11 protein-coding genes are annotated in these 13,670 nt (G+C 30.9%); 1 reads left to right on the forward strand and 10 read right to left on the reverse strand.

Annotated elements, in window-relative coordinates:
* Positions 1–51: 51 nt before the first annotated feature.
* The 10 genes from KM800_RS12830 to KM800_RS12875 all read right to left on the reverse strand — a co-directional run bounded on the left by KM800_RS12830 (position 52) and on the right by KM800_RS12875 (position 12,498).
* A complete protein-coding gene (locus tag KM800_RS12830; RefSeq protein WP_217813446.1) occupies positions 52–1,278 on the reverse strand; it encodes a Zn-dependent hydrolase in 1,227 nt (408 codons plus the stop codon).
* 22 nt (positions 1,279–1,300) lie between these two features.
* Positions 1,301–2,665 carry an aminotransferase class III-fold pyridoxal phosphate-dependent enzyme gene (locus tag KM800_RS12835; RefSeq protein WP_217813447.1) on the reverse strand — a complete coding sequence of 455 codons (1,365 nt, stop codon included), beginning with the start codon at positions 2,663–2,665 and terminating at the stop codon, positions 1,301–1,303.
* Positions 2,666–2,680: 15 nt separating this feature from the next.
* Positions 2,681–3,829, reverse strand: a complete 1,149-nt coding sequence (locus tag KM800_RS12840) for an iron-containing alcohol dehydrogenase (RefSeq protein ID WP_217813448.1) — start codon at positions 3,827–3,829, stop codon at positions 2,681–2,683.
* Between the two features lie 237 nt (positions 3,830–4,066).
* On the reverse strand, positions 4,067–5,272 hold the full coding sequence (locus tag KM800_RS12845; protein WP_217813449.1) for a PucR family transcriptional regulator: 1,206 nt from the start codon (positions 5,270–5,272) through the stop codon (positions 4,067–4,069).
* 74 nt (positions 5,273–5,346) lie between these two features.
* On the reverse strand, positions 5,347–5,937 hold the full coding sequence (locus tag KM800_RS12850) for a protein kinase (RefSeq protein ID WP_217813450.1): 591 nt from the start codon (positions 5,935–5,937) through the stop codon (positions 5,347–5,349).
* A gap of 69 nt (positions 5,938–6,006) precedes the next feature.
* Positions 6,007–9,213 (reverse strand): carbamoyl-phosphate synthase large subunit, encoded by a 3,207-nt coding sequence (carB, locus tag KM800_RS12855; RefSeq protein WP_217813451.1) that lies wholly within the window; start codon positions 9,211–9,213, stop codon positions 6,007–6,009.
* Between the two features lie 31 nt (positions 9,214–9,244).
* Positions 9,245–10,294, reverse strand: coding sequence for a carbamoyl phosphate synthase small subunit (locus KM800_RS12860; RefSeq protein ID WP_217813452.1), 1,050 nt, complete (start codon positions 10,292–10,294; stop codon positions 9,245–9,247).
* Between the two features lie 319 nt (positions 10,295–10,613).
* Positions 10,614–10,955: a hypothetical protein gene (locus KM800_RS12865; protein ID WP_217813453.1), complete on the reverse strand. Its 342-nt coding sequence runs from the start codon at positions 10,953–10,955 to the stop codon at positions 10,614–10,616.
* 282 nt (positions 10,956–11,237) lie between these two features.
* Positions 11,238–12,149 (reverse strand): ribonuclease Z, encoded by a 912-nt coding sequence (locus tag KM800_RS12870; protein WP_217813454.1) that lies wholly within the window; start codon positions 12,147–12,149, stop codon positions 11,238–11,240.
* Between the two features lie 127 nt (positions 12,150–12,276).
* Positions 12,277–12,498 (reverse strand): helix-turn-helix domain-containing protein, encoded by a 222-nt coding sequence (locus KM800_RS12875; RefSeq protein WP_017751020.1) that lies wholly within the window; start codon positions 12,496–12,498, stop codon positions 12,277–12,279.
* Positions 12,499–12,647: 149 nt separating this feature from the next.
* Between KM800_RS12875 and KM800_RS12880 the strand changes: the two genes are divergently transcribed.
* On the forward strand, positions 12,648–13,634 hold the full coding sequence (locus KM800_RS12880) for a biotin--[acetyl-CoA-carboxylase] ligase (protein WP_217813455.1): 987 nt from the start codon (positions 12,648–12,650) through the stop codon (positions 13,632–13,634).
* Positions 13,635–13,670 lie beyond the last annotated feature (36 nt).

Here is a 13,670-nt window from a genome sequence, read left to right on the forward strand (position 1 = left end):
TAGTTTTATATTTTATATAAAGCTATGGATATAACCCTCTTGCTTGCATTGTTATTTTTTATCAATGTCCAATATAGTTCTGAGAAGTACATTAGCTCCCTTTAAACAATTATCAACAGGAGTTTTCTCTATTTCACAATGACTATTTCCTCCGATACTTGGAACAAATATCATAGTTACAGGGAGCATGTCAGCTGCAAATTGAGCATCATGTCCTGGCCCACTATACATTCTCATATTTGAATATCCATATTCATTTGCATTTTTTTCAACTAAATCTACCAGTTCTTTGTTGAAGCTGATGGTTTTACGTGACCATAATTCTCTATAGCTAACTTTACATTTTGCAATCTCAGAAGGAATATTTCTGATAATTTCAACTACCTGTTGTATTACTTTGGGATCCTGATGTCTTGCATCCAAAGTGAATTTAACATCATCTGGTATAATCGTATGTACATTTGGTGAACAGTTAATTCTACCAGTAGTATAAACAAGCTTATCATCAAGCTTATCAAGTTCTCTGTGAAGATATTGAATGGCTTCAGAAGCTGCTAAAAGAGCATCCTTTCTCATCTTCTGTGGAACAGTTCCTGCGTGTCCAGCCTGTCCTATAAATTCGAATTCATAATTTACCATTCCAACAACGCCTTCTACAACACCTATATCCATTTTTTTGGATTCAAGAACTGGCCCCTGTTCAATGTGAAGTTCCAAAAGAGCCATATAATCCTTAGGATTTATCCTGTTACTTTCATCGCCCTTGTAACCACTTGCATCCAAAGCTTCACCAAAAGTCACACCTTCTACATCTTTTGATGCCAGCATCTTTTCCTTGTCAAATTTACCTGTAATAACACCAGATGACATCATTGCAGGATCAAAACGTGCTCCTTCTTCATTAGTCCAGATCATGACTGTAATTGGATGACGGTGAGGTATATTTTCTGTGACAATAGTTTCAGCTGCTTCCATAGCTGTCATTACTCCTAAAATACCATCATAATTTCCACCTTGCACTACAGAATCACAATGTGAACCCATCGCAATATGTGGAAGATCCTTTGCTCCTTTGAAAGTAGCATACATATTTCCCATATCATCTGTTACAATTTCCGCCCCTAGTGCTTTCATTCTCTTTGTAAATTCCGATCTTGCTTTAAGGTCGGCTTCTGATAATGCAAGTCTTGTTATTCCACCTCTTCCTGTATCACCAAATTTACTAAATGTAACTATTTTATCTTTCATTCTATCTTTATCACAATTTATATTTTTCATTTTAATACACCTTCTCATATTTTTATTTTAATTTTTCTACATATTCATCAACAGAATTCATTACATCATCTAAAATATCCAAAGCCTCTTCCAGTTCTTCCTTATTTATGATAAGAGGTGGAGCTATCATTATAGAATTTTCATGAGAATATGTTGAAAATCTTTTTTCTTTAAGCATTCCAATAATTTTTGTCATCCTTCCTTCTGGATCTTTTCCATAAGGTACTAGTGCTTCTCTAGTATTTTTATCCTTAACAAGTTCTACTGCTGAGAATAGGCCTATATATCTTACATCTCCTACACTAGAATGCTTTTCCTTTAACTCTTCAAGCTTTTCACCTAAAATAGCTCCCATATTTCTTGAATTTTCTATTAATTTTTCTTCTTCATAAACTTCCAAAGTTGCACAACCTGCAGCGCAGGCCAATGGATGTGCATTATAAGTAAGTCCACACATAAGTACATTATCATCAAAATATTCTGCTATTTTTTTATCTACCAAAACACCTCCAAGTGGCACATATCCACAAGTAATTCCTTTTGCAAAGGTGATTATATCGGGTTTTACATTCCAATTGTTGCAGGCAAACCATTCTCCTGTTCTTCCCCAACCAGCCATGACTTCATCACATATCATTAGTATTCCATATTTGTCACATAATTTTCTTATTCCCTGTAAATATCCTTTTGGTGGAATAATTACTCCATTACTTCCAGTTATAGTTTCTATAAACACAGCTGCTACTTTATCAGCACCTTCATATATAAGCTGTTCTTCCAACTTTCCAAGATAGAATTCTGTTGCCTTTTCTTCACTTGCAAACTCTATTTTTTCTCTATAAATATATGGATCGAAAAATTTTACAAATCCAGGAATTCCAGGTTCACATGTATATCTTCTTGGCTCACCACTTAAATTTGCAGCACCAAAGCTTGCACCATGATAAGATCTATATCTTGAAAATATTTTAAATCTGCCTGTATACATTTTAGCTATTTTTATAGCATTTTCATTGGCATCCGCACCACCCAGAGTAAAAAATACTTTACCCATATTGTCTGGAGCTTTTTCTATTACCTTTTCAGCAAGTTTTGCTCTTACATCAACTGCATATCCGGGACCCATAAATGGCATTTTATCTGCCTGTTTCTTTATAGCTTCTATTACTTTCTTGTTTCCATGTCCTATATTTAAATTTACCAATTGAGATGACATGTCAAAATATTTTTTTCCTGTACTATCCCAAAAATAAATTCCTTCAGCTTTTGTAATAACAATTGGATCTATTTTTTTCTGTGCACTCCATGAATGCAAATTATACTTTCTGTCATATTTTTTTATAGTATCAGCTGTCAAATCCAATTCATTATTTTTTAAAGTTTCCATTTTGATTCCCCCTGTTTAATATATGGTTTTATATATTTTTACAAGCTGCTCTACTGTTGGTTTTCTTGGATTAAGTAAAGTAGTCCTGCTCTTTATGGCATCTTTAGCCATGTTTTCAAAATTATTTTCATCTACTCCAACTTCTCTAAGCTTAATTGGCAGTCCAGTTTCCAAAAATATGTTCTTTATAGTATCTATGGTCATATAACTAATTTCTCTTGTAGATTTTCCATGTGTATTTTCTCCCATAGCTGCTGCAATTGTCTTAAATCTATCTGCGCAGGCAGCTCTGTTGAACTTCATAACTTCTGGAAGGAGCAACGCATTGGCAAGTCCATGTGGAACCCCATAATATGCACCAAGAGGCCTTGACATAGAATGAACGAGTGCAGTAGAAGAATTACTAAAAGCTAATCCTGCATACATTTGTCCAAGCATCATATTTTCTCTGGCTTCTAAATCGTCTCTCTTTAATACTGCTTTAGCCAAATTACTGCTTATAAGTTCTATGGCTTTTATAGCATATAAATCAGAAATTCTCTGGGAAGCTTTTGATATATACGCTTCAATAGCATGAGTAAAAGCATCCATACCAGTGGCAGCTGTAACACTAGGAGGCATCATTAAAGTAAGTTTCGGATCTAAAATTGCTACTTTAGGTATTAATAAATCACTTGCAATCAGCATTTTGATTTTTCTATCAGTATCTGTTATTATGGAAAATTTGCTTACTTCACTTCCTGTGCCTGCAGTAGTTGGAATTGCTATTATCGGAATTCCCTCTTTGTCAGGAATCTTATCTTCATAATCTACAATATCCCCTCCATTAGAAACCACCATGCTTATAGCTTTGGAAGCATCCAAGGCACTGCCTCCTCCTAAAGCTATTATTATATCTATGCCATTTTCTTCAGCTACTTCTATTCCTTTTCTTACTGTATTTGCACTTGGATCTGATTCAATATCATCAAAAACTATAAAATCCAAATTATTTTTATTCAAACTGTCAAGAACCTTGTCCAATGCTCCAGTTTTTTTAGAAGAATGTCTTCCTGTAATTATCATAACTTTTTTTCCAAATTTTATAGCTTTTTCGCCTACTAAATTTACCGTATCTTGTCCATAGAGTATATCTCTAGGAGATTGGAATATGGAATAATTCATAAATATCGCCCTACCTTGTGTCTTATTTGTTAATTAATTTATTGTTTATTTAGTAAATCATCAATTAATATGTATATAATTTATCATATTTTCAAATAAAATCATATGTCCACAATGTACAAATATATTTAATATATTTTGTACATGATTATGTTTTTATCAATTTTTATGTATGAAAATTGTATTATTTTTAATATTTTCATTTTATTTTTAGCATTTTAAAAATAAAATTACGATTTAATGTATTAAATTTAAAAATATTCCAATCTTTATGGATAACTTGATGTCAAAAACAGTATTTTCATCTTTTAGATCACAGCCTAGTATTTCTTCAATTCTTTTAATTCTATATTTTATAGTGTTCCTGTGAATATATAATTTTTCAGCCGTATTTCCAAGATTTCTATTTTGTTTTAAATATGTAATTAAAGTTTCCATTAAATCAGAAGAATTTTTCTCATCATAACTTTTTAATTTTCCCAAATTTTCATAAAATATATTTTCCATTTCTACATGATTATTCATATCAAAGAATAGTCTAAATATACCAATCTCCTTGTAATTTACTATACAGTTAGCTTTTTTATATATTTTTGCTGTTTTCAATGCCTTTCTTGCTTCCAAAATAACTTTATTAAAATTTCTTAAATCATTGCAAACTCCACCTATTCCTATACTTACAGTTATAGGCTTTATATTTATAATAATTTCTTTTTTTACAGATTCAGCTATATATTTTATATGATCTTTAACATCATCCATATCATCTAAAGGTACCATGAAAAAGAAAGTATCGCTTTGGATGGCATAGAGATATTTCTTATTGTTTTTATGCATTACTATATCCACAGTTTCTTGTATATTGTTTTTTATATTGGAAATTATATCTTGTTTGGAATTATCTGTGAAATTATCAATATCCACTACCATGGCACAATAAAATTTTTTTGGATTATATCCATACAAATTTGCTCTATTTAACACTTCTTCAGTAATTTTTATATCTTCAAATATTATTTCCTTCATAAAATTGTTCATTGATTGTTTTTCTAATTTCTGAGTGAATATATTTCTACATATATTCTGCGTTACATCTATTAATCTAACTTGAAATGGCAGCTCAAATATTGGAAAATCAACACTATTTCCAAACTCTATAACTTCCTTTGGAGTTTCTTTAATATAGGGTCCTACATTAATAACAAGTCCTGATAATTTTCTCATATTAATATCTTTTACAAATTTTAATAATATTTCTGTATTATTTCCGATAGCTACTCCAGTAGTAAACAGGAGTTCCCCACCCTTTACCCATTTGGCAACATCCGTAAGTTCAACTACATGGACCCAACTAATAGGTCTATTTAAGCCATTTTTTCCAGCTACTATCTTCATTTCTTCAAGACCAGGCAAATTTAACATACTTTTACAAGTAACAAACATATTTTCATCTCCACAAATTCAGTATAAAAAAATGGTATTATATCTATTTAAATATAATACCATAATAACAAATACTATTTTATTCCTCTTTTTAAATACCTTGTTATTCTAAAACTCCAATCATCATAAACTTCATTGTATTCACTATAAACTACATTTAAAAAATCTCCAAGTACTCCAAGTTTATTCAATCCCTTCATTAAATGCCTAGGATAAATACAATGTTTGGAATAATTATTTTTTGGATCAATGACATTTAAATATAAGTTTTCATCTAAGTACAAATCTTTGCATCTTATGTCCAATTTGGTGAACTTAAGTTTTTTAAATTCTTTTAAAAGTCCAACAATACTATGTGCAGCATCATAGTCAAGTCCATTTTCCTTAATGTAATAATCAAGTCTCGCACCTTTTGCATAGCTTCTAACAATATAGTTGGATCCGTAATAGTAAATCTGTGGAAAGTGTTTGCTTTTAGTAGTTTTTTTTAATATATTATACTCACCTTCACACACTCTTTTATCTTTAAAAATCTTTATAACTTTATCATTTGGAAGCAAATACACTATACCATTGTGTCCTTCTCCTAGAAACCGCCCACTTCTTAAAAACTCTTCAGCTCTATCATCAAGTTGAATATAGTAACCGCATTTTTTATTACTCATAAATTTACCTTTCATAAATTGCTGTTACTATATTGTATGAAGAACGTACAATATAATTTACTTCTGATTCTATTTATATTCTGAAAATATGTCTAGAGTATCTATATTTATATTTTTTGATTTTACATAGGCCATTGCTTTAAATGTATCCAATGAAGTTATAACCTCTATATTTCTCTCAATTGCAGCTCTTCTTATATGGAATCCATCTCTTTTGGAGTCATTTCCCTTTGTTGGAGTATTCACTACCAAATCTATCTCTTCATTTTTTATTATATCTATGATATTAGGTCTTTCCTCATTGACCTTTCGCACTTCTTTAACTTTCATTCCATTGTCTTTCAAAAGCTTTGCAGTATTTTTAGTTGCGACAAATTTTATTCCCAATTTATTTATTTCTTTAGCTATGGGTAAAAACTCTTTCTTGTCATGGTCACTTATAGTTGCAAGTATAGTATTTATTTTATTGTAAGAAAACATTTTGGACGCTATAAACCCTTTGTAAAGTGCTTCCGTAAGTGTTTTCCCAACTCCTAGTACTTCTCCTGTAGATCTCATTTCAGGTCCAAGTGAAACTTCTACATTTGGAAGTTTCTGAGTTGAAAATACAGGTACTTTTACTGCTACTATATCAGGTTCTTTCGAAATTCCAACACCATATCCTATTTCCTTAAGTTTTTGTCCCAGCATTACCTTGGTTGCTATATCTACAATAGGAACATTGCTTACTTTACTTATATAAGGAACTGTTCTTGATGCTCTAGGATTGACTTCTATTACATACAATTCACCTCTATATTCTATAAACTGTATATTTATCATTCCATGAATTCCTATGCCAAGTGCCAATTTTTTAGTATAATCCAGTATTCCTAATTTCATGTCATCATTCACATTCTGAGTTGGATACATAGTTATACTATCACCTGAATGTACGCCGGCCCTTTCTAAATGTTCCATAATTCCTGGTATTAAAACATCTTCTCCATCACATATTGCATCCACTTCTATTTCTCTTCCCATCAAATATTTATCTATCAATATAGGATTCTTTCTATCTTTCACAAAAGCCTTTGATAAATAATATGTCAACTCATCTTCATTATAAGTTATCTCCATACCCTGACCACCAAGTACATATGAAGGTCTTACAAGTACTGGAAATTCAACTCTTTCTGCTTCTTTCAAACCATCTTCAATAGACCAGATTCCCTTTCCTTTAGGTCTTGATATATCCAATCTTTCAAGTAAATCATCAAATTTTTCCCTGTCTTCCGCCATATCTATTTGGTCCGCTGTAGTACCAAGAGTAACTATATTTTTCTCCTTCAAAAACTCTGCCAGCTTAATTGCAGTCTCTCCTCCAAATTGAAGTATTACTCCATAGGGCTTTTCCTTGTCTATTATATTTAGAACTTCTTCTTCAGTTATAGGCTCAAAATACAATTTATCTGAAATATCAAAATCCGTACTTACAGTTTCGGGATTATTATTTACTATTATAGTCTCTATTCCAAGTTTTCTAAGTATTTTTATACAGTGTACAGATGCATAGTCAAACTCTATTCCCTGGCCTATTCTTATAGGTCCAGAACCTATTACAACTACTTTTTTATTTTCTGATACATTAACTTCATCATGTTCTTCATAAGTAGAATAATAATATGGTGAAAGTGCTTCAAATTCTCCACCGCAGGTATCTACCATTTTATAAGCTGGTCTTATATTCCATATAGTTCTAAGTTTGTATATTTCATCTGGTGATATTTCAAGCATATCAGCCATACCTTTGTCTGAAAATCCTTTTTTCTTAAGCATTCTTAACCTATCTTTATCAATATGATCTATAGTACTGTTTTTTAATTTTTCTTCCTGATCTATTATCCACTTTAGCTTATATATAAAGAATTTATCAATTCCTGTAATCTCTGATAATTTTTCTACTCTATATCCCCGTCTCAGCATTTCTGACAATGCAAATATTCTCTCATCATCAGCATATATAATTATGTTTTTTAGTTCTTCAAGACTAGAAGCTTTAAATTTTTTATAATCAAGCGAATAGGCGCCTATTTCAAGAGATCTTATACCCTTTAAAAGTGCAGCTTCAAAATTACTTCCTATTGCCATAATCTCCCCTGTAGCCATCATCTTTGTTCCAAGTTCCCTGTCTGCATTCTGGAATTTATCAAAAGGCCATTTTGGAATTTTTACTACTACATAGTCCAATGAGGGCTCAAAACAAGCAAATGTTTTTTTTGTAACTGCATTTTCTATCTCATCCAGTCCATATCCCAAAGCTATTTTTGCTGCAACTTTTGCAATAGGATATCCTGTAGCTTTTGATGCTAGTGCAGATGAACGGCTTACCCTGGGATTTATTTCAATAACTGCATATTCAAAAGAATTGGGATTTAGTGCCAGTTGCACATTACATCCACCTTCGATTCCAACTTCATTTATTATATCTATAGATGCACTTCTAAGCATCTGATATTCTTTATCAGACAAGGTCTGACTTGGAGCTGTAACTATACTGTCCCCTGTATGTATTCCTACTGGATCTATATTTTCCATATTACATACTGTTATACAATTTCCAAAGCTGTCTCTCATAACTTCATATTCTATTTCTTTCCATCCTTTGATACTCCTTTCAAGAAGTACCTGATGAATTGAACTCAGTTCCAGTCCCGACTCCAGTATAGTGTTTAATTCATATTCGTCATTAACTATTCCGCCGCCTGTTCCTCCAAGGGTATATGCAGGTCTTACTATAACAGGATAACCTATTTTCTTTGCAAATTTTCTGCCACCTTCCATATCAGTTATTATGGCACTATCCACTACAGGCTGACCTATCTTTTGCATAGTATCCCTGAATAATTCTCTATCCTCGCCCTTTTCTATAGCCTCTATTGGGGTTCCTATTATGTTTACATTGTATTTTTTAAGTATCTTTTTTTCATACAATTCCACTGTAAGATTTAAAGCTGTCTGTCCGCCCATTCCAGCTAATAGACTATCCGGTTTCTCTTCTTTTATAACTTTTTCTACGAATTCCACTGTCAATGGCTCTATATATACTTTATCTGCTATTTCCCTATCTGTCATTATTGTTGCAGGATTACTGTTTATAAGTACAACTTCTATGCCTTCTTCTCTTAAAGATTCACAGGCCTGAGTACCTGAATAATCAAATTCTGCTGCCTGACCAATTATTATTGGACCAGATCCTATAACTAGTACTTTTTTAATATTTTTATTTAATGGCATTTAACCTATCTCCTTTCAACTTATTTATGCTTTAAAGTGAATACTTCATAAATTCATCAAATATGTAATTATTATCTACTGGTCCCGGCCCTGCTTCTGGATGAAATTGTATCGAAAATATAGGTAGTTTTTCATGTCTCATACCTTCAACAGTATTGTCATTTACACTAACATGAGTGATTTTCATATCTTGTGGAAGTTTATTTACATAATATCCGTGGTTTTGTGAAGTTATATAAACTCTATTTGTATCTAAATTTTTAACAGGATGATTACATCCCCTATGACCAAATTTCAGCTTTGATGTTTCTCCACCAAGGGCTAATGCCAAGAGCTGATGTCCAAGACATATTCCAACGATAGGTTTTTTCCCTATAAGTTGTTTTATATTTTCTATTTCAGATTTCAGATCACATGGATCTCCAGGTCCATTAGACAAAAAAATCAAATCAGGATTTACTTCCAATACATCTTTTGCTGGAGTAAATGATGGAAATACAGTAACCTTGCATTTTCTATCTACAAATGATTTTATTATGCTGTTTTTTATTCCAAAATCCAAAATAGCAATGTGTTTACCCGTTCCATTTATTGAATAGACATTTTTAGTTGTAACTTCAGAAACTGCATTTTTATTTGAGAAACATCTTATTTCATCTTTTACAGCAGAAAAGCTTAAATTTTCAACAGTTATTATTCCCTTCATAGTACCACTATTTCTAAGCAGTCTTGTAAGTGCCCTTGTATCAATTCCAGACATTCCTATAATCTTATTCAATTTCAAATAATCTTCAAGCTCTAATTCAGATCTAAAATTGCTGGATTTGTTGCAATTTTCTCTAACTATAAAACCTTTGACGGTAGGTTTTGAGGACTCCATGTCATTTAAGTTTATCCCATAGTTTCCTATAAGTGGATATGTCATTACAACAATTTGACCATAATAAGATGGATCTGTAAGTATCTCTTCATAACCCGTCATTCCAGTGTTAAATACTACTTCTCCTATACTATCTTCTAAATACCCAAAAGCTTCACCTTCAAAGATATGTCCATTTTCTAATATAAGCTTTCCCTTCATAAATATACCTCCTGTATTTTTACAGCAAAAACACACTTATCTATTAAAAAAATAAAAAGGTAACAAAAAACTATTTATAAAATAATTTTTTCATTACCTTTTTATAAGTTTATATATAACTAACCTTTTTTTTAATACATAAAAACAATTATTCATTATATACCTCTTTCTGGCCTCACAGGACCAATTTAAAGTGTATTTTTCACTTAATTTCTAACGCTTATTGTACGTTAAAAATCCCTTAATGTCAAGTATAAAATATAAAGAGAGGATAATTTCTATCCTCTCTTTATATTAGAGATAAAACATATAATTTATATTATAAACGACATCTTTCATCTTTCTTTACATTTTTAATAGTTGTTATATTTATAATCTCTGTCTGAAATGCTTTAAGCAACGCCTTTTCAAGAACTTTTTCATGGTCAAAATTAGTTACATCGTTACAAATTGCAAAAACTTTATTTACATCACCATATAAATTCTGATAGGTTAAAGTTACATTAGGATTATCGAACTCTACGTTCACTATTTTTAGCCCCCAGGAGATTTGAGCAAACTTGTCTTTCACTTCTAGTTTAGTTAAATTCTCCAGCTTTTTTGCATCCTCTGAAGGATTTGTCACTATTATTAATTCGTCTCCAACTTTATATTTACTCATTCCAATCAACTCCCTTTAATTTTCTAAACTATTGTTAAGCTTTTCTTTACCTTAATTATACACTATATAAGTTATTTAAATCAAGCTTTTTTGAGATATTTTTAACAAACTTTTTTGTAAATTAATATTATGCCCTAAATTGAAAATATTATCAATTTCCAATTTGTAAATACTATAAATTTATTTGGAAAATATTTATATATTTTATGACAATACTTTATACAACTTTCTTTTTAAGGAAATAAGACCCATAATCCTTGTGATAATATTTTATCACTAATTTCAATTTTCAAACCCAAGACTCTTCTTTAAGCCATTCTGTCCCAATACAGTATTGGAAAAAATATTCCTAGTTTTTTGAAGATATTCTTCAGGATTAATCATAGATGGACTAAAATGTGTCAACCAAAGTTCTTCTACATTAGCTTGTTTTGCAATTTCAGCTGATTCACTAAACAACATATGCTTATACTCTACTGCCTTTTGAAATTTTTCTTCATCTCCATAAGTACCTTCACATACAAATAAATTGGAGTTTTCAACAAATTGTATTAAATCTGAAGTTGGTCTTGAATCAGTACAGTAAGATACTTTTATTCCTCTTCTCTCTTTTCCTAAAACCATATCTGGGGTATACACAACATTTTGGTATTTACAATTTTCACCCTTTTGCAGTGTATTCCATAATTTAATAGGAACATTATTATTTTCGGCCATTTGCCTGTCAAATTTTTTATTTCTTGGAATATAAATAGAATACGCAATACATGGTATACCATGATCTACTGGAAGTGCTCTTATATTAAAAGCACCCATTTTTTGTGAACATTTTTCTTCTGCATTGAACTCTATAAGGTTTAATTCATATGGCAGACTGGGAGCGATAACCCTCAATCCTTCTATTGTATTACATAATCCAGAAGGCCCCATTATAGTTATATGATCTTTTCTTCCTGAACCTGCTATAGTCAAAAGCAGGCCTGGAAGCCCAGCTATGTGATCAGCATGAAAATGTGTAAATAATATTGTATCTATAGATTTAAATCCTAATTTATAGATTTTCAAACTTACCTGAGTTCCCTCCCCGCAATCTATAAGTAGTTTTCTGCCATTATATGAAAGAACCATAGAAGTTAAAAATCTTTCCGGGGTGGGCATACCTCCTCCACAACCAAGCAAACATAAATCCAACATAAATATTTATCTCCTTGTCATATGTTAAATTAAGACTGCAGCAAATATGAGTTGCAGTCCCAACTGTTTTTCATTAATAATTTTATCACCAACGGGTACTTAATTAAATTCAACGAGAAGTCTCAAATCAAACACTTAATATTAAATCATCAATTTTGCATCCCAATATTCTAGCAATAACAACAACTTTGTCAAAACTTGGATTTTTCTTGTCTCCTCTTTCTAATTCCTCAAGATAGGATTTAGATATTGAAGTCCCAAAGCCAGCATCTTTTGTAAGATTTTGAATATCCAATGTTGTATACCCCAACCTTTCTCTTATATGACGAATTTTTTTACCATTCAGCATAAAAAGACCCCCTATTTAATATTGACTTCCCTAATTTTATTATATCCCTTCTGAAGATTAAATAAAATATACAAATTTCAAAATCATTTTTCTTCTATATTTTTTGCAACTGTAGTATAATACCACTGTATGAAAGAAAGGTGATTTTTATGAAAGATGCCATATTAAACTTATTGAAAAAAAGTACTGAAGATTTTATATCAGGACAAATGATAAGTGAAAAATTGGGAGTTAGCCGTACAGCTGTATGGAAATATATAAATATACTTAGAAAAGAAGGATATACTATAGATTCATATTCTAAAAAAGGATACAAATTAATATCCTCACCTGACATTTTAACTTATGAAGAAGTAAAAAATACAATTCATACAAAATACATAGGTAAGAAATTTTTTTATTATGATAGTATAGATTCTACAAATACAGAGGGAAAAAAATTAGCTGAAAAAGGTGAACCTCATGGAACCGTAATAGTCTCTGAAGAACAGACACTGGGACACGGAAGATTGGGGAGAAACTGGTCATCTCCAAAATACAAGGGAATATGGGCTTCCATAATTTTACGTCCCAATGCAGATCCAATAAATGTTCCAAAAACAACTCAAATAGCTGCCGCCGCAATGATAAGAACGCTAAAATCATTAAAAATAGATGCATTGGTAAAATGGCCAAATGATATAATCATCAACCATAAAAAAATATGTGGAATACTTACAGAAATGAGTGCTGAAATAAACAGAGTAAACTATGTAGTAGTAGGCATGGGTATAAATGCAAACCTTGATAAGACAGATTTTAATAAAGATATTTTAAATAAAGCTACTTCTTTAAAAATTGAAACCAATACATCTATAGATAGAAAAATTTTTCTTGGAACTTTAATAAATGAATTTGAAAAATTATATGATGAATTCCAAGAAAATTTTGCTGTAACAAAATCAATAGAGATATGCAAAAAATATTCTGCAGTAATTGGGAATGACATAAAAATACTTCATTCAGGAAAAGAATTCTATGCTAAAGCCATTGATATAGAAGAAAACGGTGAACTTGTAGTTCAGTACAAAGATGGATCTATAGAAAAACTAATATCAGGCGAAATATCAATAAGAGGATTAAATGGATACATTTAATCCTCTTTTTTAGTTACCTAGATTTCGTACAAATAT

It is taken from the genome of Clostridium tyrobutyricum, from assembly GCF_019144085.1.
Classification (GTDB): Bacteria; Bacillota; Clostridia; order Clostridiales; family Clostridiaceae; genus Clostridium_B; species Clostridium_B tyrobutyricum_A.